Source organism: Lampropedia hyalina DSM 16112 (assembly GCF_900129055.1).
GTDB classification, from domain to species: domain Bacteria; phylum Pseudomonadota; class Gammaproteobacteria; order Burkholderiales; family Burkholderiaceae_C; genus Lampropedia; species Lampropedia hyalina.
Genome location: NZ_FQUZ01000016.1, coordinates 1 through 25,250, shown reverse-complemented (window position 1 = coordinate 25,250; position 25,250 = coordinate 1). Strand labels below are relative to the sequence as shown.

The window sequence follows — 25,250 nt, the reverse complement described above, 5'->3', positions numbered from 1 at the left end:
GGACTGCACACCAAATGATCGCCCAGACATCTTGCCCTGCGTGGTATTGCTGTGGAATGGAACCCTGCCATCCAGTGCCCCTCCAAGTGCCATCGCACTGCATGGCGGAGGGGCGCGCTGTCGTGGTATCTGTCTGCCCCTGCCCATCTGCCGCCCTATCACGCCCCTTGACGCTGAAGAAACAACCGCCCATGCTCCAGACCATCTTTACCCCGCCAGCGGTACGGATGGGGCCAATGCCCATGCAGGCCTACTGAAGCAACGGGCTTTTTCCTGAATTCCATCCAACTTTTTACTGCCGTGTCCACATCCAGCTCCCGCCCAGCCAAAACCACCCGCAAAACAACCGACGCTGCCGACGACGAAGTGCCACTGGACGCCGCTGCCACCGGCACGCCGACCAAGACCACTGCTCGCAAGGCCAGCAAAACCACCAAGAGCAAAACCACGTCGGCCAAATCCGCCAAGAGCAAGGCCGATGACATCGACGATATCGACGATGACCTGGACGTGGAGATGGACGACAGCAGCGATCTCGACATCGAGGAAGCCGAGGAAGAAACCACCGATGCCGCCGACTCCGGCGCGGAAAAGGCCAAGCCCCTGCGCATGAAGGTCAGCAAGGCCAAGGAACGCGCGCTGATGAAGGAATTCGGCCTGGATGAAACCGTCCTGTCCGAAGAGGAAGACAAGGAACGCCGCGAACGCCTCAAGACCCTCATCAAGCTCGGGCGCACCCGTGGCTACCTGACGCATGGCGAAATCAACGATCACCTGCCCGACAAGCTGGTGGAGACCGAAACCCTGGAAGTCGTCGTCTCCCTGCTCAGCGACATGGGCGTGGCCGTCTATGAACAGACTCCCGATGCAGAGACGCTGCTGCTGTCCAACACCGGCCAGAACGTCACCACCGAGGAAGAGGCCGAGGAAGAAGCCGAAGCCGCCCTCTCCAACGTGGACAGCGAATTTGGCCGCACCACCGACCCGGTGCGCATGTACATGCGCGAAATGGGCACTGTGGAGCTGCTCACCCGCGAAGGCGAAATCGAGATTGCCAAGCGCATCGAAGGCGGCATGCAGGACATGATGGAAGCCATCAGCACCTCGCCCGCCATCATTGCCGCCATCCTCAACATGGGCGAGGAAATCCGCGAGGACAAGGTGCTCATCACCACCATCGTGGACGGCTTTGCCGACCCCGATCAGGCAGATGACTTCGTGGCCGAAGAGGACTTCGACGAATTCGACGACGATGACGACGACGGCAAGGGTGGCTCCAAGGCCATGAGCAAGCTGCTCGAAGAACTCAAGCGCAAGGCAATGGAGCACTTCGACCACCTGCGCGGCATCTTCGAGGCACTGCACCTGGCCTATCGGGAAGAAGGCTACGGCACGCCTGCCTACCGCACACAACAGGCCCTGCTCACCCGCGAGCTGATGACCATCCGCTTCACCGCCAAGACCATCGAGACCCTGTGCGATCTGGTGCGCGAGCACGTCAAGGAAGTGCGCGATGCCGAACGCAAGATCAAGGCCATCGTGGTGGACAAGTGCGGCATGCCACAGGAGCAGTTCATCAAGGACTTCCCGCCCAATCTGCTCAACCTCCAGTGGGTAGAAGCACAGGCCGCAGCCAGCAAACGCTGGAGCGATGTGCTGGGGCGCAACATCCCCGCCGTGCAGGAACTTCAGCAAAGCCTCATCGACCTGCAAACCCGCGTGGTCGTGCCGCTGGACGAACTCAAGAACATCAACAAGCGCATGCTGGCGGGCGAGAAAGCCTCGCGCGATGCCAAGAAGGAAATGATCGAGGCCAACCTGCGCCTGGTGATTTCCATTGCCAAGAAGTACACGAACCGGGGACTGCAATTTCTCGACCTGATTCAGGAAGGCAACATCGGCCTGATGAAGGCCGTGGACAAGTTCGAGTTCCGCCGGGGCTTCAAATTCTCCACCTACGCCACCTGGTGGATTCGCCAGGCCATCACGCGCTCGATCGCCGATCAGGCCCGCACCATCCGCATCCCGGTGCACATGATCGAGACGATCAACAAGATGAACCGCATCTCGCGCCAGCACTTGCAGGAATTCGGCTTTGAGCCCGATGCCTCCATACTGGCCGAAAAAATGGACATCCCGGAAGACAAAATCCGCAAGATCATGAAGATCGCCAAGGAGCCGATCTCGATGGAGACGCCCATCGGTGACGACGACGACAGCCACCTGGGCGACTTCATCGAGGACTCCAGCAATGTCGCCCCGATGGATGCGGCCATGCAGGCGGGCCTGCGCGACATTGTCAAGGACATCCTCGATTCGCTGACCCCGCGCGAAGCCAAGGTGCTGCGCATGCGTTTCGGCATCGAAATGAGCACCGACCACACACTGGAAGAAGTGGGCAAGCAGTTCGATGTCACGCGCGAACGCATTCGCCAGATCGAAGCCAAGGCCCTGCGCAAGCTCAAGCACCCCAGCCGCTCCGACAAACTGCGCAGCTTCCTGGATTCGCTGTAAACCCTGCGCTGGGCCGTTGGCCATGCACACGGCACATGCAGCAATGCAGAGCCCAGCTTGTTGAAACAGCAATGCCCTGATGCACCAGGGCATTGCTGTTTTTTCTTGTGGCAAATGCCCCCTCCCCCACCGGCTGTCTTCCACCGACCCCGACATGCAATACATCAATGTCTATGTGTATTCATGGCTGTTCCTGGCATTTTCGTATCTGCTGGGAGCTTCCATCAATGCCCTGCTGATCCAGCGGTATTCCCAAGGGTTCTCCTGGCCCAATTTGTCCCTGAAACTGTTTTTCGATGCCTGCACGGGCATCACCACAGTGGCCCTTGCCGCGTTCCTGCTGGGAGTGGCCGGGTGGTTCAACAAGGTAACCATGGCAGGCATGGCCATGCTCGCCGTCTGGCTGTACTGGCATACCCACAGAAAATACCAGTCCACGCCTGTCGTGGCGAAAACTTCCAGATGGCTGTGGCTCGCACTGTTCCTGCTGGCCAGCTCCTTCATCATGCAGGGTTTCATTGCCCCTGGGCATTGGGACGATACCTCCTACCATCTGCCACTGGCGCGTGGCTATGTGGAAAACGGTGGCATCGTGCTCGACCCCTGGGTGCGTTTTCCATTGTTTCCGCAGAACATTCAGATGCTCTTTGGCATTGGGCTGCTGTTTGGCGATGCCCACATGGCACAGGGCTTCAATGGCATGCTGGTGTTCCTGCACTGCCTGGGCATCCACGCAGTCTGCCAGTGGCTGTTCCGAAACGCCCTGCCCGGTTTGATTGCCATTGCGGTGTTCATCACCACTCCGGCCATTCGCATTTCGCTGGGCTATGCGTATATCGACATTGCGATGAGCCTGTTCTGTTTTGCAGCGGTGGCTGCCATCGCGCTGTGGACGCAGAACAAGGAAAAAAATACCTTTCTGCTGCTGGTGTCTGCCCTTTGCATGGCCATGGCAGTGGGCAGCAAGTTCCTGGCCCTGCCCTTGCTGGGCATTCTGGTTGCATGGATGGCCATCGTGGAGCGGCAATGGCGCAAGGCCCTGGTGTTTGCCCTGGTCGCTGGCTTCTTCGGCAGTGGGTGGTATCTGCGCAGCTATGTCATCTCCGGCGATCCGGTGCACCCGATTGGCTCCCCTTATTTCGGGCATTTTCTCTGGACTGAAGCCGACTGGCGTGCCCAGGCAGCAGAACAACATTCGCACGGCTCCGCCAAGAGCCTGTTGAATCTGATGGACGCCATCTGGAAAGCCAGACTGCCGGTGATAGCCTGTGCCTTTCTCTCGGTGCTGTTCATTGCGCGAATGCCACCTCCGTTGCGCCTGTTCTATTTTTCCAGTCTGCTGTATTTTCTGTTCTGGTTCTATTCCAGCCAAGTCATGCGCTATATCGCCCCGGCCGTGGGCATGGCTTCGGTGCTGCTGGTGTACGCGATCTCCCAGACCACCCTGATGCTGGCGGCGTGGAATGCAATTCGGCTCAGACCTTGGCAGCAGAGGGCCTCCTCGATCGCGGTGGTGCTGTGCGTGATCGCCAGCCTTTGCTACTTCCAGAAGTCCACCCAGCACGCGCTGCACGCCATCCGAACCCAGCAGGAAAAACTGGACAACACCATGGGCTATACCGTGATGCAGCATGCCAATGCGCTGATGGCCACCCATGGCCGCAACATGATTGGCATCGGCTTCGAAAATGCGCGCTTTTTCTTCCACGGAACCCTGATCGGCGACATTTTTGGCCCGGGCCGTTATGGCCAGTTTGAACGCTGGGACGAAAACGGCGTTTCCATCTTGCCCGAGCAGGCACTGGCCGAGAAAATGCAGGCGTTCAATGCCTCCATGATCGCCATCAATACCCGGGGCAAATCATTTGACTCCCAACAATACCAGCACCTGTTCTCGGTTCCATACGAAGGCGCGGATGGTGTGCTGCTGACCCTGAAACAACCACCACGATCCCCATGACCACACCCACCAATCCCACCACCGCCTCGTCCAGTGGCAACCACACAACCGCAGACCCTGCCAGCACTGCCATCGCCCGCACCCGCCAGTGGGTGGACAAGGTGGTGATCGGCCTGAACCTGTGCCCGTTTGCCAAAAGCGTGCAGGTGAAGGGGCAGGTGCGCTATGTGGTCAGTCAGGCCCACCATGAAAAAGCCCTGTTGCAGGAACTGGCGCGGGAGCTGATTCTGCTGGCCGATGCCGATCCGCAGGAGATCGATACCACCTTGCTGATCGTGCCCGATTTGCTGGCGGACTTTCTGGACTTCAACGATTTTCTGGCCGAATGCGACGATGTGCTGGAAGCCATGAATCTGGTGGGCATCTTGCAGATTGCCGATTTTCATCCCCGTTACCAATTCGCCGACACCGAGCCGGACGACATGGGCAACTTCACCAACCGCGCGCCCTACCCCACGCTGCACCTGCTGCGCGAGGACAGCATCGACCGCGCGGTGCAGGCCTACCCGCAAGCCGAGGCGATTTTCGAGCGCAACATCGAAGTGCTGGAAAAACTGGGACTGCCAGGCTGGCAGGCATTGCTACAGGACGAACCCGCCAGCAAGCCCCAGCCGTAACGACAAAGGATGTTCGTCAGAAATCCGCGTGCTCCCACAGCGCGGCGAAATGGCTGATGGGGCCATGCCCACGCCCAACGGAAAGGGTGTAGGCATCGGCAATGCTGCGTGTGAGCCATTGCTTGGCCTGGGCCACGCTCTGCGCCCAGTCGCCGGTCTGGGGTTGCAAGGTGGCCAGCGCGGACGAATACGAACAGCCCGTGCCGTGGGTATGCGGGGTATGCACGCGCTTGCCGGGAAACTCCTGCACCCGGCCATCGGGGGCCACCAGTGCGTCGGGAGCCCAATCGCCCTGCAAATGGCCTCCCTTGGCCAGCACCTGAATGCCATGCCGCTGCGCCACCTGCCCTGCCTGCGCCAGCACGGCCTGCCAGTCCGTCGCCATTGGTTGCCGGGCCAGCACCGCCAGTTCCGGGATGTTCGGGGTAATCAAATCGGCACAGGACAGCAGGCTGCGCAATGCGTCTTCGGCAGCGGCATCCAGCAGGCGATCGCCACTGGTGGCCACCATCACCGGGTCCAGCACCACGACAGGTGCGCGGTGCTGTGCCAGCCAGTCGTGCACCACGCCAATGATGTCGGCATTGCCCAGCATCCCGATCTTGATGGCATCGATCTGCACGTCATCGCTCACCGCATCCAGTTGCTCGCGCAGAAACGCCAGGGGCGGAATGTGCACGCAGCGCACGCCCTGCGTGTTCTGCGCCACCAGGGCCGTGACCACAGCCATGCCATAGCCCCGATTCGCGGCAATGCTTTTGAGGTCGGCATGGATACCGGCTCCCCCCGTCGGGTCGGTACCGGCAATGCTCAGAACGCGCGGAATGAAAGGCTGGGAAGCAGGAACGTCGGCAGTCATGGTGGCAGGCAATCGAATCGCTCGAAAAAAGAGGAAAGGGACAACGAACAGGCGGAATATGCCGCGCCATCGCAGCACGGGCACCGGCATCATACCGGCACCAGCCATCACTGGGCAGTGGCTACGGGTTCTCTGGCTGGCGCAGCAGTGCATTGAGTTCGGCCTCACACCGGTTTTGCAGAACTTGTTCAACGCTCCAACGCCCGGAGTACATGCGCGAGTTTCTTGACGGCAATTTCCAGTTCGGTTGGGGCATAGGCAGCAAACCCCATGAGAAAACCGGCCCTGTGCCTGCCCGACGCATGCAGCCCCGTCAGCCCCAATAAATCGATCCCAGCGCGGTGTGCCGCTTCAATGGCTGCGCGCTCTGGCATATCCCGCACCAAGGTGCATGGCATCTGCATGCCACCTGCGGGCACCTGGGGTTCGACCCAATCGGACAGGTGTTTGCGCACCAGTTGTGCGAGCACACCGCGCCGCTCGGCATAAACGCTGCGCATGGCGCGTACATGTGCACCAAAATGACCGCCTTCCATGAAACGCGCCAGAGTGAGTTGCGCCATCGTGGCACTGTGGCCGTCCAGCAGGCTGCGCGCCACAGTCATCGGCTCCACGAGTGACGGGGGCAGAACCATATAGCCGATGCGCAGTCCCGGAAACAGCGACTTGGTGAAAGTGCCGATGTAGATCGTCCGGTCGTACGGGTCCAGGCCCTGCACGCAGGCATTGGGTTTGCCCGCGTAATGGAACTCGCTGTCGTAGTCGTCCTCGATGATCCAGGCCTGATGCTGCCGCGCCCATTCAATGACCGCCAGCCGCCGATCCAGCGACAGCGTGGCCCCGGTCGGGAACTGGTGGGAGGGTGTCAGGGAAACCGCCTTGGCTGGCTGTGCGGTATCGCGCAGGTGTGCCACCTGCATGCCCTGGGCATCCAGCGCGACGGGCACGCATTCCAGGCCCGCCGCATCGAAAGCCTTGCGCGCGCCGTGATAGGCCGGGTCTTCCATGAAGATGCGATCACCGGCATCGAGCAGCACGGTGGCGCACAACATGAATGCCTGTTGCGAACTGGTCAATACCAGCACCCGTTCCGGGCAGGCGTGTGCGCCCCGCTCAAGATTGACGTAATCCGCAATGGCACGGCGCAAGGATTCCTCTCCCTGTGGCGGGCTGTGCGCCAGGGCCAGGCTGCCGTACTCCCGCAATACCTGCCGTTGCAAACGCTCCCAGGTCTGGAGCGGAAAGCTGCGTGTTTCCGGCACACCGGGAGCGAAAGGGCGCGGCATCAGAAAGTCGCGCAAGCCGCCACCTTGGTACACGGCAGTGCCCCGCCGACTCAGGCGCAATGATTCCTGCGGTGGTTGCAGGCGTGGTGATGCCCCCCGCCTTCCCGCAACTTGCGTGCGCAACGACACAAAGCTGCCGCTGCCCACCCGCCGCTCAATGAACCCTTCGGCATGCAACTGGCTGTAAGCCGTCTCCACTGTATCGCGGGAAACACCCAGTGACTCCGCCAGAGTGCGTGAGGCAGGCAATGGCTTGCCTGCTTCCAATGCGCCCTCCAGAATCAATTGCCGAATCGCGCGTTGAATGCGGGCATGCAGCGGCAAAGCCCGGTGAACAGGGTCACCCATCCAAGCTTTGACGGATTCGAGTTGGGCGTGCTTGAACAATTGGCTGGCATCCAGTTCAATAATTGACAGTATTTTTCATACCATTTTAAGGCCAGGGAAGGTGTGCAAAACCCTGGCGGTAAAACCGCTCCCGCCATTGGGAGTGGGAGTGCGACTCCCTCATCCTGATGGATGACATGCCTTAGGGTCTGAATCAATGGCGGGTATCCACTCCATAAATTGGATGGGTACAACATGCCATTTTGCCGGTACAAACTCACCTTCATCACCGAGTCGTGTACCACGTTCCCAAGAATCACACCTGCGCCATGTCATCTGCTGCCTTGCATTCGCCCGTTCGCCCAAGCGACCTCATCCATCCCATCGTGGCAGGTCTGATTTCGGTCATCGTGAATTACGGTGGCACCTTCATCCTGGTGTTTCAGGCCGCCAAAATGGCGGGACTCAGCCCAGAGCTGACCGCCTCGTGGGTATGGTCGATCTCGATTGGGGTGGGCGTGACGGGGCTGGTTCTCAGTGGCATGACGCGCGAGCCGATCATCACGGCATGGTCCACGCCAGCGGCAGCCTTCCTGGTAACGGCACTGGCACATACCCCTTACGCAGAGGCGGTCGGCGCGTACCTGATTTCTGCTGCGGCCTTCGTGCTGCTCGGACTGTCGGGCTGTTTCGAAAAGGTCATCCGGCTGATTCCGCCCGGAGTGGCCGCCGGATTGCTGGCGGGCATTCTGTTGCAGTTCGGAATCGGGGCCTTTGGCGGCATGAATGTCGATCCGTTGCTGGCAGGGCTGTTGATCGTCGCCTATGTGGTGCTGAAACGATTCACCGCACGCTATGCCGTGGTGGGCATTCTGGTGCTGGGGCTGGCTTTTCTGCTCATCCAGAACCGCATCGATCTGTCTGGGCTGGAGTTGAAGTTTGCTGCACCGGTTTTCACCCTGCCGGCATTCTCGGTCAATACCCTGCTGAGCGTGGCACTGCCGCTGTTTCTCATCACACTGACCGGTCAATACATGCCTGGCATGCTGGTGCTGCGGGGCGACGGGTTCAAGACCAGTGCCAATCCGATTGTGACCATCACCGGGCTGGGTTCCCTGCTGATGGCTCCGTTCGGTTCGCACGCCTTCAACATCGCGGCGATCACGGCCGCCATCTGCACCGGCCGCGAAGCGCATGAAGACCCATCCAAACGCTGGATTGCCGGTATCGCCGCAGGCAGCTTCTACATTCTCGTTGGCATCTTCGGGGTCACGCTGGCAGCGGTGTTCGCAGCCTTTCCGGCGACTTTCATCACCACGCTGGCCGGGCTGGCCCTGCTGGGCACCATCGGTGGCAGTCTGGCCAGTGCCATGGCAGATGCCAAGACCCGCGAAGCCTCGCTGATTACCTTTCTGGCGGCAGCGGCCAACATCAAGCTGCTGGGCATTGGCGGCGCATTCTGGGGCCTGATGATCGGCCTGGTGGCCTACGCGGCACTCAACGCACGACTGCCCCAGCCCAGAACCCGCCTGCCTCAAACTTAAGGAAGGTCTGCAAAGCCCATCCGCCCCCCATTTCGCCCATCCACCTCTACCCACCAGGAACCACCACCATGAAAACCGCCATTGCCATTCGCCACGTCTGCTTTGAAGACCTGGGCACACTGGAGCCATTGCTCCAGGCACGGGGCTACACCGTGCGCTATGTGGATGCCGCCGTCGATGATCTGCACGCACTGGATGTCGCGTCCCCCGATCTGATGATCGTATTGGGTGGCCCCATCGGGGCTTTCGATGATGCCCTGTACCCATTCATCACCGCTGAAATGGCATTGGTGCGCCAGCGGCTGGACAGCCGCAGACCCTTGCTGGGCATCTGTCTGGGGGCGCAGATGATTGCGCGCGCACTCGGTGCCCGCGTCGGCAGCATGGGAGTCAAGGAAATCGGCTACGCGCCATTGACCCTGACACTGGAGGGCGAGGCATCGCCGCTGGCCGCACTGGGCCGTGTGCCGGTGCTGCACTGGCATGGCGATCAGTTCGACATCCCTGCCGATGCCGTGCGGCTGGCCGGAACCGATGTATGCCCCCACCAGGCATTTGCGCTCGGTCGGCATGTATTGGCATTGCAATGCCATCTGGAGGCCGATGTGCAGCAAATCGAACACTGGCTGGTCGGCCATGCCTGCGAACTGTCACAAGCGGGACTGGACCCGCGCGAGCTTCGCACCCAGGCCCACGCATTGCAACCATTGCTGTCGGCAGCGGCGCAAGCGGTTTTTGGCGATTGGCTGGACAGGGCAGAGGCCGATCAACCCAGCCACGCCCACCGCATGGCCGCACCCACCCCCGATCAACCGCTGGGCTTTGGAATGCCAGACTGGCAACCGCGCCCCCTGCCCGGCCCAGTGACCTTGCACGGCAGCACTTGCCGTGTCGAACCCCTGTCGGCAGCCGCACATGCCGAATCCTTGTTTCATGCCTATCAGCAGGATCGGCAGGGGCGCGACTGGGCGTATCTGTCCGTGGGGCCATTCGACACCCTGGAGCAGTACCGCCACCATGTCGAACACATCACCCGGCATCAGGACCCACTGCACTATGCCGTGGTCGATTCATCCACCGGGCTGGCCGTGGGCACCCTGGCACTGATGCGCCAGCAACCGGAACATGGCGTGATCGAAGTGGGATTCGTGTCGTTTTCACCGGCTCTGCAACGCTCTCGCATGGCCACCGAAGCGCATTTCCTGCTGATGTCGTATGTCTTCGAGACCTTGCGATACCGCCGCTGTGAATGGAAGTGCGACAGCCTCAACGAGCGGTCGCGCCATGCCGCTGAACGCCTCGGGTTTCAGCCCGAAGGCGTATTCCGGCAAGCCTTCATCTACAAGGGCAGAAACCGGGACACCGCCTGGTTCGCCGTGACAGACCAGGACTGGCCGCTGCTGCAAAACGCATTCCAGGCATGGCTGGACGAGCGCAATTTCGATGCACAAGGGCAGCAATTGCGCCGCCTCCAGTGCCTGCGCGAGAGCCTCCAGAGTTGAGGCCGCAGACAGGTTCGCTCAGGACGTGGCCTGCCCGTCCAGTCCTTGCAAGACTTCGCCCATCTGCTGCCGATACCATTCGTGGAAATGCTGCATGCCGTCTTCCATCGGGCTTTGGTAGGGGCCGACTTCGTTGTCACCGCGCTCGAACAGGGCGCGTCGGCCTGCATCCATGCGCTCGCCGATCTCGTCGTCTTCCACGGCGGTTTCCATGTAGGCCGCCTTCTGCGCTTCGACGAACTCGCGCTCGAATGCCACGATCTCTTCCGGGTAATAGAACTCCACCACGTTCAGCGTCTTGTGAATGCTGATGGGGTGCAGCGTGGAAACCGTGAGCACATGCGGATACCACTCGATCATGATGTGCGGGTAGTAGGTCAGCCAGATCGCGCCATGCTGCGGCAGCTTGCCCTGGTTGAACTGCAACAGCACCTCATGCCAGCGTTGATAAATGGGACTGCCCGATTGCTGCAAGGCATTGGCCACTCCCACGGTCTGCACCGAATAATGCTGGCCGAACTCCCAGCGCAGATCGTCGCAGGTGACGAAATTGCCCAGGCCCGGATGGAATGGCCCGACGTGGTAGTCTTCCAGATACACCTCGATGAAGGTCTTCCAGTTGTAGTTGCACTCGTGCATTTCCACATGGTCGAGTGCGAAACCATCAAAGCTCAGGGCAGAGCGCGGCCCCATGCCCGCCAGATCGGCCACGATGTCGCGGCCGTTGTCCTCGAACAGCAGGCCGTTCCACTCACGCAGGCCATAGCGGTTCAGATTCAGGCAGGGGTCTTGCGAAAAATGCGGTGCGCCCAGCAACGCGCCCTGTTCGCTGTACGTCCAGCGGTGCAGCGGGCAGACGATGTTGCCCCCCGCACTGCCCTTGGCCTGGTCTTGCAGATTGCCACGGCCATTGAGCATGATGGCCTGGCGATGGCGGCAGACATTGGAGATCAGGCCGATGCTGCCATCACGCTGGCGCACCAGTGCACGGCCGTGGTTCTCCTGGGGCAGTGTGTAGTAATCGCCCACTTCAGGGACGGCCAGCTCGTGTCCCATATAGCGCGGGCCACGCTGGAAGATGGTTGCCATTTCGTGCTGGAACAGCGTCTCGTCGAAATAGCTGGGAACGGGCAGTTGGCAGGTAGCCCGCTGGAGTTGAAGACTTAAATCAGACATCAATATCCTGACCTAGAAGCCCCCACAGGGGTGCGGCAGAGCGCGGGGAAAAACAACAAAGTCGGCTGGATGCACCCACGCACCGCCGACTTCACGAACAGGGATTCTATGCAAGTCTGCCCGAATCCGTGTGACAGGCCGGGATAGTTGAGCGTTCCGGGCAGGAATTGCAACTGACACGCATCCACACACACGACCACCACCGTGCTGGTTGCCGCAGGCACCGACCGGCATAGCCCCTGCCGATAACCGCTAGAATGGCCGCTCCCTTCCCCCTGCCTGCTGCCACGCGCCATGCCCGCCAGAACCCCCAAAAACACACCCGCCACCTATGAAGATGCCATGCAGGAACTGGAGCAGTTGCTGGCGCAGATCGAAGGCGGCCGATTGCCGCTGGAACAATTGCTGAGTGGCTACCAGCGCGGCACCGAACTGCTGAATTTCTGCCGCGCGCGCCTGCAAGCCGTGCAGGAGCAAATCCAGACGCTGGAAGCCGACTGAGCCTGTGGCGTGCCCGTTTTCCACGGCCACCGCCGGGCCGAAACTCCCCGATGAAAGACCCTCTGGCCCCATGCCACACCTGACTGCCCTCTCCCCTTCCGCCGCTGCCGCCGACTGGCTGCACCAACGCCAGCACGACATGGAATCCGCTCTGTCGCACTGGGTGGCCCCGCAGGCTCCGGCCGATCTGCAAGCGACCATGCGCTATGCCGTACTCGATGGCGGCAAGCGGCTGCGCCCGCTGCTGGTGCTGGCCAGCCACGAGGCCGTCATGCAGCAGCACCCGCAACTGGCCGCCTCCCAGGTGGCGGTCTGGCACGATACCGCACTGCGTGCCGCCTGCGCCGTCGAGTTGATCCATGCCTATTCGCTGGTGCACGACGACATGCCCTGCATGGACAACGACCAGATGCGCCGTGGCAAGCCCACCACCCATGTGCAGTTCGGCGAAGCCGCTGCCCTGCTGGCGGGCGATGCCATGCAGGCCCTGGCATTCGAGTTGCTCACGCCGCTGGCCGAGGAAACCGGCACACCCGAATCCGACCTCACACCACCGGCCACCCAGGCCGCCCTGTGCGCCATTCTGGCGCGCGCGGCCGGACACCGTGGCATGGCAGGCGGGCAGGCCATCGACCTCGCCCACGTCGGCAAGCGCATGACCCAGGCTGCCCTTCAGCACATGCACACCCTCAAAACCGGCGCATTGCTACAGGCCAGCGTCCGCATGGGATGCCATTGCGCCCCCCATGCCAACGCCCACCCCGACCCTCGCCTGCTGGCAGCCCTGGTGCAATACGGCGATGCGATTGGCCTGGCATTCCAGGTGGTCGATGATGTGCTCGATGCAACCGCCGATTCGGCCACGCTCGGCAAGACTGCTGGCAAGGATGCCGCCAACGACAAGCCCACCTATGTATCGCTGATGGGCATCGAAGCGGCCCAGGCCTATGCCACGCAACTGCACCAACAGGCCATGCAGGCACTGGAGCAGACGGGCCTGCCCGATACCCGCATTCTGGTGGCACTGGCAGACATGGTGATTCAACGCCGCTATTGAACGCACGCGCAGGATGCAAGCCGCATGAAGTGGCGGCAGCAATCGCAGCGTCAGCGGCGATCCGCCAGCGCGTGGGCAATCGTCCCCAGATCGACGAACTCCAGTTCGCTGCCCACCGGCACACCGCGTGCCAGCCGGGTCACGGTCAGGCCACGCCTGCGCAGGCTCTCGGTCAGGATATGGGCCGTGGCCTCGCCCTCGGCGGTGAAGCTGGTGGCGACGATGACCTCCTGCACCACGCCATCGCAGGCACGCTCCAGCAGTGGCCGGATGCCCAGATCGTCCAGCCCGATGCGATCGAGCGGACTGAGCCGCCCCAGCAGCACAAAATACTGGCCGTCATACGCACCGGTGCGCTCCATGACGGCCTGATCGGCTGGGGTCTCGACCACGCACAGGCGGGTGCGGTCGCGGCTGGGGTCGGCACAGGTATGGCACAACTCGTGCTCGGTGAAGGTATGGCAACTGCGGCAATGCCGAATGTGGCTGACCGCATCGGTCAGGGCCGCCGCCAGCTTGCGTGCCCCGTCACGGTCATGCTGCAACAGGTGAAATGCCATCCGTGCAGCCGACTTGACCCCCACGCCGGGCAAGACACGCAAGGCCTGCACCAGCGTGTCCAGGCTTTGCGTATCGGGTGAATCGGAGGACACGCCCGCGCGCTCAGAACGGCAGCTTCATGCCACCCAGACCGCCCAGCCCTCCCAGGCCACCCAGCCCGGAGGTGAGCTTGCCCATCTTTTCCTGCTCCACCTCGGCCGCCTTGCGCACTGCGGCGTTGAAGGCGGCCGCCACCAGGTCTTCCAGCATGTCCTTGTCTTCTTCCAGCAGGCTCGGGTCGATGGTGATGCGGCGCACCTCGTGCTTGGCCGTCATCAGTACCTTGACCAGACCTGCGCCGGATTCGCCCTCGACCTCGATGCTGGCCAGTTCTTCCTGTGCCTTCTTCAGGTTGTCCTGCATGGCTTGCGCCTGCTTGAGCAAACCGGCCATTTGTCCTTTGTTAAACATGGTGTTGTTTCCTTCTGATGAGAATATAAAAAGTGAGGGCACAGCGAAGCCGGTCGGGCCGTCGCCATGCGCGGGTCAGGCCGGGGGCAAGACAATATCCAGCGGCTGGATGCTGCCGGGCACGATCTGGCCGCCGAACCGCTGTTGCAGCATCTGCACCTGCGGGTCGTTTTCCACTATGTGGCGGGCCACATCCATCTGCCGGTTTTTCTGTTCGGTGGCATGGGCAGCAGGCGTGCTCACGGCCTCGCCCACGGCAATGTCCAGTCGCTGCGTCACGCCCACGGCCAGCAGCACGCTTGCCAGCTTCTGGCGCAGGCTTTGGTTGTCCAGCGTCTGGTTGTTCAGGCGCAACCGCAGGGCCTGCGCATCACGCGCCAGCAGTTCCGACTGCACGGCCAGCTCCCGCGCCAGTGCCGTGAGTCGCCCGGTTTGCACCAGGGTGTGAATCAGGGCAATCCACCACTGGGCAGGTGGCAAATCTTCGGGCGGCAAGGCAATCGATGTTTCTGGGGCTGGCTCAGGCAGGGGGGCCGCATCTGCCAGCAAGGGTTCGGGTTCAGCCTGTGGAGGCGCAGGCGGCGCAGGCTCTGTGGCCACCGTGGCAACAGGGGCTGGCGTGGGTGGCGGTGGCGCAGCCTCATCTTCCCAGGGCAGAACTTCGGCATACCTGGGCGGCTGCTCCACTGGCTCCTCCACGGGCGCAAACGCATCTGGAATGGGTGCCGGTGGCGGCTCCACTGCCTCCACTTCCACAGGGGCCACAGCCGCTTCGACAGGCGCAGGGGCAGGAGCTGCCGGGGGTGCATCGGCAACGGTCGCCACCGCAGGCAGTGGCACCGGGGAAGCCCGCGCAGACAGCGGCGCGGGGGGGGCCTTGAAGGCCAGAATGCGCAACAGCACCATCACCAACCCGGAATATTCGTCGGGGGCCAGCCCCAGTTCCTCGCGCCCTTTCAGGCAGAAGCTGTAGAGCAACTGGGTTTCGTCCGGGGGCAGTTGTGCAGCGTAGTGCAGCAGCCGCTGCTCGTCGGTGTCGCCGGTCTCTGCCTGACGGGCGTGTTCGGGCACGCTCTGGTACAGGGCCATTTGCTGCAAGGCCAGTGACATGTCTTCCAGCACCGAAACGGCGGGCGTGCCCGCACGGCGCAGGGTATCGCAGACATCCAGCACCGCTTTGCCCTGCCCCTGTGCCAAAGCCTCGATGATCTGGTAGATGTACTGCTTGTCCACCACGCCCAGCATCTGCCGCACCTGCGCTTCGTGCAATGCGCCACCGCCAAAAGCAATCGCCTGATCGGTGAGCGAGAGCGCGTCGCGCATCGAACCGCGTGCAGCGCGGCTGATAAGGCGCACTGCGGGCAGTTCACAGGCCACCGACTCCAGCGACAGCACTTTCTGCAAATGCTCGGCAATCGTCTCGGGCACCATCGGCCGCAGGTTGAATTGCAGGCAGCGCGAGAGCACCGTGACCGGCACTTTCTGCGGATCGGTGGTCGCCAGCACAAACTTCAGGTATTCGGGCGGCTCCTCCAGTGTCTTGAGCATGGCATTGAAGGCATGGCCGGTGAGCATGTGCACTTCGTCGATCATGAAGACCTTGAAACGCCCCTGCACTGGTTTGTAGATGGCCTGCTCCAGCAGGCTCTGCACCTCGTCTACCGTGCGGTTCGAGGCCGCATCCAGCTCCGTGTAATCGACGAACCGCCCAGCATCGATGTCCCGGCACGCCTGGCACACACCACAGGGGTGCGCCGTGATGCCGCCCTGCCCATCCGCACCCTGGCAGTTGAGCGACTTGGCGAGAATGCGCGACACCGTGGTCTTGCCCACGCCGCGCGTGCCGGTGAACAGGTAGGCGTGGTGCAGCCGCTGCTGTTCCAGCGCGTTGGACAAAGCCTTGACGACGTGCTCCTGCCCCACCATTTCGTCGAAATTGCGGGGGCGGTATTTGCGGGCCAGAACCAGATAAGACATGCGCGGATTCTACCCACATGGATGCCCCCCACGCTTCACAAAACCCTGCATGGCATCCGCACCAGAACGGCCCTGTCAGATGCCCGCACCCGCAGTCCCCCGGATAGACCCCGGATGTGTATTACAATCGCGGCCGACGGGCCTCCCCGCATGGTGAAGCAGCCAACCGGGTCAGGTGGGGAACCAAGCAGCCCTAACTGCGTAGTCAGTGCCGGGGTCAGGCTCGTCACCTCCTTCTTTTGTGTGGTGGTTCTTTTATGCAACCCACACACTCCCCACAGCGCATCTGCGCCGACTTCTCCTTCCCGCTCCATGCTCCTGCTCACCCGTCCCCGCGCACAGGCCGAGTCGTGGCAGAGGCAACTGGCACTGCGGGGCATCGAGGCGCAAGCACTGCCCCTGATCGATATTGCTCCCAGCGGCTGGGAGACACAGGCCCACGCTGCGGCAGCCCTGCGCCTGCACACATGGCAGGCCCTGGTGTTCGTCAGCCCCAGCGCGGTGGCGCATTTCTGCAATGCCACGCTGCACGCTGCATGGCAAGCCACCCGCCAGTCTGGTCACGTTCTGCCGCGCCTGTGGGCACCCGGCCCCGGCACGGCCACCGCGTTGCAACAGCAAGGCTTTGCCGCTGCGCAAATCGACCAGCCCGCCGCCAATGCCGCGCAGTTTGAATCCGAAACCCTCTGGCAAACGGTGCAGGCACAAGTCCACGCCCCATCACGCATCCTGATCCTGCGCGGGCAGGATGCCGGTGCGGCTGCCACACCATCCGGTCAGGGACGCGACTGGCTGGCACGGCAAATCCGGCAACGCGGGGCCGAATGCGAGTTTCTTGCCGTCTATGAACGCCGCTGCCCCATCTGGTCACCCGCTGAACACGCACTGGCAACCCAGGCCGCCCACAGCTGCGCAACCTGGCTGTGCAGCAGCTCCCAGGCACTGGCGCACTTGCAGCAGTTGATGCCCGCTGCCGACTGGTCGCGCTGCACCGCCCTCGCCACCCATCCGCGCATCGCCGCCACCGCCCAGGCCATCGGCTTTGGCACGGTACAGACCTGCCGACCCGATCTGGACTCGGTGGTGGCAACTGTCACGGCGCGGCCTTAACACTCACTCCCCATCCCCCGCATCGGGCCGATCCTGCTGCCATTGCTGGTCGAGCTTGACCATTCCGTCGAGCATTTTCAGCAGGTAGTGCAGAGTGTGGGTGAGGTCGTTGATGGAGAAGTCTTCCAACAGAAACTCGTAGTACTGCTGGATTTTCGGGGCCGCCAGTTCGCTCCATACGCACTGCCCCGCCTCGGTCATCTGCACGATGCGCGAACGCCGGTCGCGTGCGTCCGGGACGATGGCAACGTGCCCATCACGCTCCATGCGGCTGATGAGTCCCGACAGGTTCTGACGGCTCACCATCAGGTAGCGCGCCAGATCGCCCACGCTCATGCCCTCTTGCACCTGCGGTCTGGACAAGGCTCCCAGCACCGCCCACTGCTGCGTGGTCAGCCCTTCGTCTTCCAGTGCGCGGCTGCCCGTTTTATGCAACATATTTGCACATTGATAAAGTCTGAAGAACAGGCGGTTGGCAAGTTCATTCTTCGCTATCTGGTTGTTTTTCTGGTTATCCATGCTGTTATAAGGGGAAATCCCTATAGAGACGTTGCAAAAAGAATTTGACCGATTCCGGTTTTTAGGTAAATATATTGTCTTAATTGAGCGGGAGACAGGATGCTTGACATCCCATCGTCACCCGATTGCCTTCTCTCACTTCAACCACCACTCAGGAGACCATTGCATGTCCAAACTCACCGGGAAGACAGTCATCGTAACAGGCGGCGCAGGCGGCATCGGCAGTGCCACGGCACGCCGCTTTGGCGCGGAAGGAGCCAAGGTCGCCATTTTTGACCTGAATCTCGAAGCCGGCCAGAAAGTGGCCGACGAAATCACGGCCGCAGGCGGCCAGGCGGCAGCGTTCAAAGTGGACATCACCGACCGTGCCAGCGTGGATGCAGGCGTGGCCGGTGTGCAGCAGCAGCTTGGCCCGATTGATGTGCTGGTGAACAACGCGGGCTGGGATGTGTTCAAGCCCTTCACCAAGACCGTGCCGCAGGAGTGGGACAAGCTGATCGCCATCAATCTGGTGGGCGCGCTGAACCTGCACCACGCGGTGCTGCCGGGCATGGTGGAGCGCAAGTATGGCCGCATCGTCAATGTCGCGTCGGACGCCGCGCGCGTCGGCTCCTCCGGCGAGGCCGTGTATGCGGCCTGCAAAGGTGGGCTGGTGTCGTTCAGCAAGACGCTGGCGCGCGAGCACGCCCGCCACAACATCACGCTGAACGTGGTCTGCCCCGGCCCGACCGACACGGCCCTGCTGGCCGGTGTGGCCGAAGGCGCGCCCAATCCGGAAAAGCTCATCGAAGCCTTCACCAAAGCCATTCCACTGGGCCGCCTGGGCCAGCCCGACGATCTGGCCTCCGCCATTGCCTTCTTCGGCAGTGACGAGGCTGCGTTCATCACCGGACAGGTCATCAGCGTGTCCGGCGGCCTGACGATGAACGGCTGATTTTCTCTCACCCCATTCCCTCATTCCCCCAATCACCAGCACTAGGAGACACCCATGGCCGCACCGCTGCCCGTTTTTGAAGACATCCTGTACGAAGTCCGCAACCACGTTGCCTGGATCACCATCAACCGCCCGGACAAGATGAACGCCTTCCGGGGCCAGACCTGTGACGAAATCATCAAGGCCCTGAACCGCGCAGGCTACGACCGCGAGGTGGGCTGCATCGTGCTGACCGGCGCGGGCGAAAAAGCCTTCTGTACCGGCGGCGACCAGTCGGCCCACGACGGCAACTACGACGGCCGTGGCACGATTGGCCTTCCGATGGAAGAGTTGCACACCGCCATCCGCGACGTGCCCAAGCCAGTGATTGCCCGCGTGCAGGGCTATGCGATTGGCGGCGGCAATGTGCTGGCGACCATCTGCGACCTGACCATCGTGTCCGAGAAGGCCATCATGGGTCAGGTCGGCCCGAAGATGGGTTCGGTCGATCCCGGCTTTGGCACCGCATTCCTGGCCCGCGTGGTCGGCGAGAAGAAGGCGCGGGAAATCTGGTACCTGAACAAACGCTACAGCGGCCAGGAAGCCGTGGAAATCGGGCTGGCCAACCTCTGCGTGCCGCACGACAAGCTCGACGAAACCGTGCAGCAGTGGGGTGAGGAAATCAGCGAGCGCAGCCCCACGGCGATTGCGATTGCCAAGCGTTCCTTCAACGCCGACACCGCGCACCAGACTGGTATCGCCGGACTGGGCATGTACGCCCTGCGCCTGTACTACGACACCGAGGAATCCCGCGAAGGCGTGGCCGCGCTGAAGGAAAAGCGCAAGCCGGAATTCCGCAAGCACGCGAAGTAAGCCACCGCACCCGTATGCCGCCACGGTGGCATACCCCTTTTTTTGCAAACCGGTGCTGCTGTGTTTTTTCTCTCTTCCTTTTTGACGGCAGCACCGTTTTTTTTCGATGGTTCCATTCACAGCCCTGGGGTACGCCCCCAGGCCGCACGGGTCGGTGTGCCTCTGCTCCGGCCCGATCACCGCACCCCTGCACACCCGAAGAACGCCCGCCCGACACGGAGACAAGCATGAGCCACACCGCCAACCCCTATCTGGATGAAGACCTCGTTGCCCTGGCCGAACACGCCAGGCGTTTCGCCACTGCCCGCATTGCACCGGGCTTTCAGGAGCGCGACCAGACGCGCGTGCTCGACCGCGACATCATGCGGGCCATGGGCGAGATGGGCTTCATTGCACCGGAGTTGCCCGAAGCCTTCGGCGGTCAGGGCATGGGCTGTCTGGCAGCGGGCGTGATTCACGAGGAAATCGCCCGCGCCGACCTGTCCATCAGCTACATCAACCTGCTGGCCTCGCTCAACGGCAAGATTCTCTCCACCTACGGCGAGCCGGAAGTCGTGCAGCCGTGGCTGCAAAAACTCACCGCAGGCGAGACCATCATTGCAATTGCGCTGACCGAGCCGCGCGGCGGCTCCGATGCGGGCAATCTGCGCCTGAAGGTGGAGCGCGATGGCGACAGCTACATCCTCAACGGTGAGAAAACCTCGATTTCTGCCGCCGACCAGGCCGGTGCCGCCGTGGTGTTCGGTCGCACCGGCACGCCCGAATCGGCAGCGCACGGCGTGACCGCACTGTTCGTGCCGCTGGACACGCCCGGCATCACCACCAACCGCTTCGACTGCCACGGGCAACGCGCCATCGGGCGTGGCTCCATCTTTTTCGAGAATGTGCGCATTCCCGTCAATCACCGCCTGGGCGACGAGAACAAGGGCTTTGTGCAGGTGATGCAGGGATTTGACTTCTCGCGCGCGCTCATCGGCCTGCAAGTGCTGGCGGTGGCGAAGGTTGCACTGGAAGAAACCTGGGAATACGCCGCCCAGCGCGATGCCTTCGGCAAGCCGCTGACCGCCTTCCAGGGCGTATCGCACCCTCTGGCAGACCATGAAACCCAGGTGGAAGCCGCGCGCCTGCTGTGCCTGCAAGCCCTGTGGCTGAACGACCGCAAGCTGCCCCACAGTGCCGAGGCGGCCATGTGCAAGTGGTGGGCACCCAAGCTGGCCTACGACGTGGTGCACCAGTGCCTGCTCACGCACGGCCACGGCGGCTATGACCGGGGCCTGATGGAGCAACGCCTGCGCGACGTGCTGGGCTTCCAGATCGGTGATGGCACGGCGCAGATCATGAAAACCATCATTGCCCGCACCCGCGCCGGTCGCCAGGCCGTGCCCGCCTGATTCGATTCGCGCCCCCATCTCCCGCACCACCAGACGAGCCATCCCCCGCCCGCACCGGGGGCCAGGCTTGCACCCCAGCGATGAAAAAACCAACGCAACCGTTCACTTCCAGGAACATTCGGAGACACACATGAATTTTGACGCTGTACTCATCCCCGCCCGGCGCGAGGAAAGCATTGCCAAGGGCTGGTGGCACGACCGCACCATCAACGACGAACTCGATGCCGCCGCCCGCGACTTCCCGGACAAGATCGCCCTCACCGCCGTGCGCGTGGAAAACGGCGACACCCGCCGCTTCACCTACGCCGAGCTGGCCCGGCTGGCCGACCGCATTGCCGTGGGCCTGCACCGCCTGGGCGTGCGCAAGAACGATGTGGTGGCCATGCAGTTGCCCAACTGGTGGGAGTTCACCCTCACCTATCTGGCCTGCTCGCGCATTGGCGCGGTGGTCAATCCGCTGATGCACATCTTCCGCGAGCGCGAGCTTTCCTTCATGCTGGCGCATGGCGAGGCCAAGGTCGTCATCGTGCCCAAGGTGTTCCGCCGCTTCGACTTCGAGCAGATGCTCACCAGCCTCAAGCCCGACTTGCCCGCGCTGCGGCACATCATCGTGGTCGGTGGCGAAGGCGACAACAGCTACGAGGCCCTGCTGACCCGCCCGGAATGGGAAACCAAGACCAATGCCGCGCAAATCCTGAGCGAAAACCGCCCCGGCCCGGACGATGTCACGCAACTGATGTACACGTCCGGCACCACTGGCGAGCCCAAGGGCGTGATGCACACCGCCAACACCGTGTTCGCCAACATCATTCCCTACGCCCAGCGGCTGCACCTGGGGCAGGACGATGTGGTGCTGATGGCCTCGCCGATGGCACACCAGACCGGCTTCATGTACGGCCTCATCATGCCCGTGCTGCTGCGCGCCACTGCCGTGTTGCAGGACGTGTGGGAGGCGACCAAGGCCGTGGAGCTGATCCGCGCCGAGCAGGCCAGCTTCACGATGGCATCCACGCCCTTCCTCACCGACCTGTCGCGCAAGGTGGAAGAACTGGGGCAGGACGTGCCCTCGCTCAAGACCTTCCTGTGCGCCGGTGCGCCGATTCCGGGGCCGCTGGTGGAGCAGGCACAGAACACCCTGGGCGTGAAGATCATCTCCGCCTGGGGCATGACCGAGAACGGCGCGGTGACGCTCATCCGCCCCGAAGACCCGGACGAACTGGCCGTCACCACCGATGGCATACCGCTGCCGGGCGTGGAAATCCAGACCGTGGACATCAACGGCGAGCCGCTGCACCCTGGCGAACAGGGACGGCTGCTGGTGCGTTCGGCCTCCAACTTCGGCGGCTACCTGAAACGCCCCGCGCTCAACAGCACCGACGAGCACGGCTGGTTCGACACCGGTGATCTGGCCATCATCAACGCACAGGGCTATCTGCGCATCACCGGCCGCAGCAAGGACGTCATCATCCGTGGCGGCGAGAACATCCCGGTGGTGGAAGTCGAGACCCTGCTCTATCGCCACCCGGCCGTGGCCCTGGCCGCCATCGTCGCCTACCCGGACGAACGCCTGGGCGAACGCGCCTGCGCCGTGGTCGTGCCCAAGGAAGGCCAGAGCATCGACTTCGACTCGATGGTGGAATTCCTGAAAAGCCAGAAGCTGGCCCTTCAGTACATCCCGGAGAAACTCATCGTGCGCGCCGCCATGCCCGCCACGCCATCGGGAAAGATCCAGAAGTTCAAGCTGCGCGAAATCATCCACCAGGAACTGGGCCAGCAGGCCTGAGCCATCCCGCCCCCCAGAGAACCATTCACCGAGGTATTCCCCATGGCATTAGACAACGAGTCCTTCGCGCTGCTGCGCGCCACTGTGCAACGCTTTGTGCAGGAGCGGCTCATCCCCGCCGAAAACCACCTGGAAGAACACGACGAAGTGCCCGCCGACATCGTGCAGGACATGAAGGAACTGGGCCTGTTCGGCCTGACGGTTCCCGAAGAATACGGCGGCATCGGCCTGTCGGTGGGCCAGGAAGTGCTGGTGAACTTCGAGCTGGGCCGCACCGCCCCGGCATTCCGCTCCGTCTTCGGCACCAACATCGGCATCGGCTCCCAGGGCATTCTGATGGATGGCACGCCCGAGCAGAAAGCCGAGTTCCTGCCGCGCGTGGCCAGTGGCGAACTGGTCATGTCGTTCGCGCTGACCGAGCCGGACGCGGGCACCGATGCCGCCTCGCTCAAGACCCGTGCCGAGGCCGATGGCGACCACTATGTGCTCAACGGCACCAAACGCTTCATCACCAACGCGCCCCGCGCCGGAGCCTTCACGCTGATGGCACGCACCGGCGGCGCGGGTGCGGCTGGCGTGTCGGCCTTCATCGTGCCCGCCGACCTGCCCGGCATTCAACTGGGCAAGAAAGACCGCAAGATGGGCCAGCGCGGCACCATGACCTGTGATGTCATTCTGGAGAACGTGCGCGTGCCCGCCTCGCTCATCATCGGCGGAGTGCCAGGCCAGGGCTTCAAGACCGCCATGAAGGTACTGGATCGGGGTCGCCTGAACATCTCCGCCGTCTCCTGCGGCATGGCGCAACGTGTGCTGGACGAATCGGCCCGCTACGCCAGCGAGCGCAAGCAGTTCGGCAAGGCCATTGGCGAATTCCAGCTCGTGCAGGCCATGCTGGCCGACAGCCAGGCCGAGCTGCTGGCGGGCTGGTCGCTGGTGCAGGAAGTGGCGGCCCGCTTCGACCAGAAGCCGCCCCATGCCTCCGACCCGGACGTGTCCATGCGCGTCTCCTGCGCCAAGCTGTTCTGCACCGAAATGCTCGGTCGCGTGGCCGACCGGGGCGTGCAGGTGCACGGCGGCAGCGGCTACATCAACGAATTCCCGGTCGAACGCTTCTACCGCGATGCCCGCCTGCTGCGCCTGTACGAAGGCACCACGCAAGTGCAGCAACTCATCATCGGACGCGAACTGCTGCGCCAGGCCCAGGCATGAGGCAAGGCGGCCACGCCGCCCTTGCCATCCCGATTCCCACCACAACACACCCAACAGGAGACCCCTCATGACGCACGCCAAGCCCCGCTTCCAATGGGAAGACCCACTGAACCTGGAAAGCCAGCTCAGCGAAGACGAACGCCAGATCCGCGATGCCGCCCACGCCTACGCCCAGGACAAGCTCAAGCCGCGCGTGCAACTGGCCTTCCGCCACGAATCCACCGACCCGGCCATCTTCCGCGAAATGGGCGAGATCGGCCTGCTGGGAGCCACCATCCCCGAACAGTACGGCGGCGCGGGCCTGAACTACGTCGCCTACGGCCTGATTGCCCGCGAAGTCGAGCGCGTCGATTCCGGCTACCGCTCCATGATGAGCGTGCAATCCTCGCTGGTGATGGTACCCATCAACGAATTCGGCAACGAAGCGACCAAACAGAAATACCTGCCCAAACTCGCCTCGGGCGAATGGATAGGGTGCTTTGGCCTGACCGAACCCAACCACGGCTCCGACCCCGGCAGCATGATTACCCGTGCCCGCACGGTCGAAGGCGGCTACAGCCTGTCCGGCTCCAAGATGTGGATCACCAACAGCCCGATTGCCGACGTATTCGTGGTCTGGGCCAAGGACGATGAAGGGCAGATTCGCGGCTTCGTGCTGGAGAAGGGCTGGAAAGGGCTGTCGGCCCCGGCCATCCACGGCAAGGTGGGCCTGCGGGCCTCCATCACCGGTGAAATCGTCATGGACGAAGTATTCGTTCCCGAAGAAAACGCCTTCCCCGAAGTGCGTGGTCTCAAAGGCCCGTTCACCTGCCTGAACAGTGCGCGCTACGGCATCGCCTGGGGCGCGCTGGGAGCAGCGGAAGACTGCCTGGCCGTGGCGCGGCAATACACACTGGATCGCAAGCAGTTTGGCCGTCCGCTGGCGGCCAACCAGCTCATCCAGAAGAAGCTGGCCGATGCGCTGACGGAAATCCACCTGGGGCTGCAAGGCTGCCTGCAAGTGGGGCGGCTCAAAGACCTGCATCAGGCTCCGGTGGAGATCACCTCCATCATCAAGCGCAACAGTTGCGGCAAGGCACTGGAGATTGCGCGGCTGGCGCGGGACATGCTGGGGGGCAATG

Annotated in this window: 21 protein-coding genes, 1 other RNA gene and 1 pseudogene; 16 read left to right on the top strand and 7 right to left on the bottom strand. The window is 62.7% G+C overall.

Annotated elements, in window-relative coordinates:
- The first annotated feature begins 300 nt into the window (after nt 1-300).
- The 3 genes from rpoD to BUE21_RS07810 all read left to right on the top strand — a co-directional run bounded on the left by rpoD (nt 301) and on the right by BUE21_RS07810 (nt 5,091).
- Entirely contained in the window at nt 301-2,514 is a 2,214-nt protein-coding gene (gene rpoD, locus BUE21_RS07820; RefSeq protein ID WP_234971085.1) for an RNA polymerase sigma factor RpoD, read from the top strand.
- A gap of 154 nt (nt 2,515-2,668) precedes the next feature.
- On the top strand, nt 2,669-4,474 hold the full coding sequence (locus BUE21_RS07815) for a hypothetical protein (protein ID WP_143164461.1): 1,806 nt from the start codon (nt 2,669-2,671) through the stop codon (nt 4,472-4,474).
- Nucleotides 4,471-5,091 carry a DUF1415 domain-containing protein gene (locus BUE21_RS07810; RefSeq protein WP_073356131.1) on the top strand — a complete coding sequence of 207 codons (621 nt, stop codon included), beginning with the start codon at nt 4,471-4,473 and terminating at the stop codon, nt 5,089-5,091. Before BUE21_RS07815 ends, BUE21_RS07810 begins: the two co-directional genes overlap by 4 nt.
- Nucleotides 5,092-5,107: 16 nt before the next feature.
- On the opposite strand, the gene thiD is transcribed toward BUE21_RS07810, so the two are convergent.
- Both thiD and pdxR read right to left on the bottom strand, forming a co-directional pair.
- Nucleotides 5,108-5,950 (bottom strand): bifunctional hydroxymethylpyrimidine kinase/phosphomethylpyrimidine kinase, encoded by an 843-nt coding sequence (gene thiD, locus BUE21_RS07805; protein WP_073356130.1) that lies wholly within the window; start codon nt 5,948-5,950, stop codon nt 5,108-5,110.
- A gap of 188 nt (nt 5,951-6,138) precedes the next feature.
- Nucleotides 6,139-7,623: a MocR-like pyridoxine biosynthesis transcription factor PdxR gene (pdxR, locus tag BUE21_RS07800; RefSeq protein ID WP_073356129.1), complete on the bottom strand. Its 1,485-nt coding sequence runs from the start codon at nt 7,621-7,623 to the stop codon at nt 6,139-6,141.
- Nucleotides 7,624-7,892: 269 nt separating this feature from the next.
- Between pdxR and BUE21_RS07795 the strand changes: the two genes are divergently transcribed.
- From BUE21_RS07795 to BUE21_RS14485, 3 genes and pseudogenes are all read left to right on the top strand, one after another.
- Nucleotides 7,893-9,107, top strand: coding sequence for a benzoate/H(+) symporter BenE family transporter (locus BUE21_RS07795; protein ID WP_073356174.1), 1,215 nt, complete (start codon nt 7,893-7,895; stop codon nt 9,105-9,107).
- A 68-nt stretch (nt 9,108-9,175) separates the two neighbouring features.
- A pseudogene (locus BUE21_RS14490) lies at nt 9,176-9,877 on the top strand (glutamine amidotransferase); the annotation flags it as partial.
- 18 nt (nt 9,878-9,895) lie between these two features.
- On the top strand, nt 9,896-10,609 hold the full coding sequence (locus tag BUE21_RS14485) for a GNAT family N-acetyltransferase (protein ID WP_073356173.1): 714 nt from the start codon (nt 9,896-9,898) through the stop codon (nt 10,607-10,609).
- 18 nt (nt 10,610-10,627) lie between these two features.
- On the opposite strand, the gene BUE21_RS07780 is transcribed toward BUE21_RS14485, so the two are convergent.
- Nucleotides 10,628-11,785, bottom strand: coding sequence for an aromatic ring-hydroxylating oxygenase subunit alpha (locus BUE21_RS07780; protein ID WP_073356128.1), 1,158 nt, complete (start codon nt 11,783-11,785; stop codon nt 10,628-10,630).
- Between the two features lie 294 nt (nt 11,786-12,079).
- Between BUE21_RS07780 and xseB the strand changes: the two genes are divergently transcribed.
- Both xseB and BUE21_RS07770 read left to right on the top strand, forming a co-directional pair.
- Nucleotides 12,080-12,286, top strand: coding sequence for an exodeoxyribonuclease VII small subunit (gene xseB / locus BUE21_RS07775; protein ID WP_073356127.1), 207 nt, complete (start codon nt 12,080-12,082; stop codon nt 12,284-12,286).
- Between the two features lie 70 nt (nt 12,287-12,356).
- Entirely contained in the window at nt 12,357-13,343 is a 987-nt protein-coding gene (locus tag BUE21_RS07770) for a polyprenyl synthetase family protein (RefSeq protein ID WP_073356126.1), read from the top strand.
- A gap of 50 nt (nt 13,344-13,393) precedes the next feature.
- On the opposite strand, the gene recR is transcribed toward BUE21_RS07770, so the two are convergent.
- The 3 genes from recR to dnaX all read right to left on the bottom strand — a co-directional run bounded on the left by recR (nt 13,394) and on the right by dnaX (nt 16,331).
- Nucleotides 13,394-13,996: a recombination mediator RecR gene (recR, locus tag BUE21_RS07765; RefSeq protein WP_073356125.1), complete on the bottom strand. Its 603-nt coding sequence runs from the start codon at nt 13,994-13,996 to the stop codon at nt 13,394-13,396.
- Nucleotides 13,997-14,006: 10 nt separating this feature from the next.
- On the bottom strand, nt 14,007-14,354 hold the full coding sequence (locus BUE21_RS07760) for a YbaB/EbfC family nucleoid-associated protein (RefSeq protein WP_073356124.1): 348 nt from the start codon (nt 14,352-14,354) through the stop codon (nt 14,007-14,009).
- A 75-nt stretch (nt 14,355-14,429) separates the two neighbouring features.
- Nucleotides 14,430-16,331, bottom strand: coding sequence for a DNA polymerase III subunit gamma/tau (dnaX, locus tag BUE21_RS07755; RefSeq protein WP_073356123.1), 1,902 nt, complete (start codon nt 16,329-16,331; stop codon nt 14,430-14,432).
- A gap of 135 nt (nt 16,332-16,466) precedes the next feature.
- Here dnaX and ffs point away from each other — a divergent pair.
- Both ffs and BUE21_RS07745 read left to right on the top strand, forming a co-directional pair.
- Nucleotides 16,467-16,562, top strand: an RNA gene (gene ffs / locus BUE21_RS07750) — signal recognition particle sRNA small type.
- Nucleotides 16,563-16,643: 81 nt separating this feature from the next.
- Nucleotides 16,644-17,441: a uroporphyrinogen-III synthase gene (locus BUE21_RS07745; protein ID WP_073356122.1), complete on the top strand. Its 798-nt coding sequence runs from the start codon at nt 16,644-16,646 to the stop codon at nt 17,439-17,441.
- A gap of 3 nt (nt 17,442-17,444) precedes the next feature.
- Here BUE21_RS07745 and BUE21_RS07740 read toward each other — a convergent pair whose 3' ends face one another.
- Nucleotides 17,445-17,960: a MarR family winged helix-turn-helix transcriptional regulator gene (locus BUE21_RS07740; protein WP_073356121.1), complete on the bottom strand. Its 516-nt coding sequence runs from the start codon at nt 17,958-17,960 to the stop codon at nt 17,445-17,447.
- Between the two features lie 166 nt (nt 17,961-18,126).
- Between BUE21_RS07740 and badH the strand changes: the two genes are divergently transcribed.
- From badH to BUE21_RS07710, 6 genes are all read left to right on the top strand, one after another.
- Nucleotides 18,127-18,894, top strand: coding sequence for a 2-hydroxycyclohexanecarboxyl-CoA dehydrogenase (badH, locus tag BUE21_RS07735; protein WP_073356120.1), 768 nt, complete (start codon nt 18,127-18,129; stop codon nt 18,892-18,894).
- A gap of 54 nt (nt 18,895-18,948) precedes the next feature.
- On the top strand, nt 18,949-19,746 hold the full coding sequence (gene badI, locus BUE21_RS07730; protein WP_073356119.1) for a 2-ketocyclohexanecarboxyl-CoA hydrolase: 798 nt from the start codon (nt 18,949-18,951) through the stop codon (nt 19,744-19,746).
- A gap of 227 nt (nt 19,747-19,973) precedes the next feature.
- Nucleotides 19,974-21,137 carry a cyclohexanecarboxyl-CoA dehydrogenase gene (gene aliB / locus BUE21_RS07725; RefSeq protein ID WP_073356118.1) on the top strand — a complete coding sequence of 388 codons (1,164 nt, stop codon included), beginning with the start codon at nt 19,974-19,976 and terminating at the stop codon, nt 21,135-21,137.
- A 130-nt stretch (nt 21,138-21,267) separates the two neighbouring features.
- Nucleotides 21,268-22,920 (top strand): cyclohexanecarboxylate-CoA ligase, encoded by a 1,653-nt coding sequence (aliA, locus tag BUE21_RS07720; protein WP_073356117.1) that lies wholly within the window; start codon nt 21,268-21,270, stop codon nt 22,918-22,920.
- Nucleotides 22,921-22,962: 42 nt separating this feature from the next.
- Nucleotides 22,963-24,129, top strand: a complete 1,167-nt coding sequence (locus BUE21_RS07715; protein ID WP_073356116.1) for an acyl-CoA dehydrogenase family protein — start codon at nt 22,963-22,965, stop codon at nt 24,127-24,129.
- Between the two features lie 67 nt (nt 24,130-24,196).
- Nucleotides 24,197-25,250 (top strand): acyl-CoA dehydrogenase (locus BUE21_RS07710; protein ID WP_073353573.1); only part of this gene is annotated, 1,054 nt, incomplete at its 3' end.